Annotated in this window: 1 protein-coding gene; it reads left to right on the top strand. The window is 65.0% G+C overall.

Annotated features, from left to right (window positions below; genetic code table 11):
* A partial coding sequence (locus PUR71_RS40945; protein WP_329924466.1) for a hypothetical protein occupies positions 1-314 on the top strand: 314 nt, incomplete at both ends.

Here is a 314-nt window from a genome sequence, read left to right as displayed (position 1 = left end):
GTTTGTGGGTTTGTGGTTTTGGTGGGGTGGGGGGGGTGTGTTGGTGGGTTGTTTTGTGTTGTGGGGGTTTTTTTTTTGTGTGTGGGTGGGGGGGGGGGTTGTTGGGGGTGGGGGGGGGGGTGGGGGTGGGGGGGGGGGGGGTGGGGGTGGGGGTTGTGGGGTGGGTGGGGGGTTTGGGGGGGGGGGGGGGGTGGGGGGGGGGGTGGGGCGTGGGGTGTGGGGTTTTTTTTGTTTTGAGGTTTATTTTTTGTTGTTGTGTGCGGGGTTTTTGGGTTGTTGGGTTGGGGGGGGGGGATGGGGGGTGGTGGGCCCAG

The organism is Streptomyces sp. SP17BM10 (genome assembly GCF_036322405.1).
In the GTDB taxonomy this organism is placed as follows: domain Bacteria; phylum Actinomycetota; class Actinomycetes; order Streptomycetales; family Streptomycetaceae; genus Kitasatospora.
Note: the sequence above shows the minus strand (reverse complement) of the source record. Positions and strands in the feature narration are given on the sequence as shown.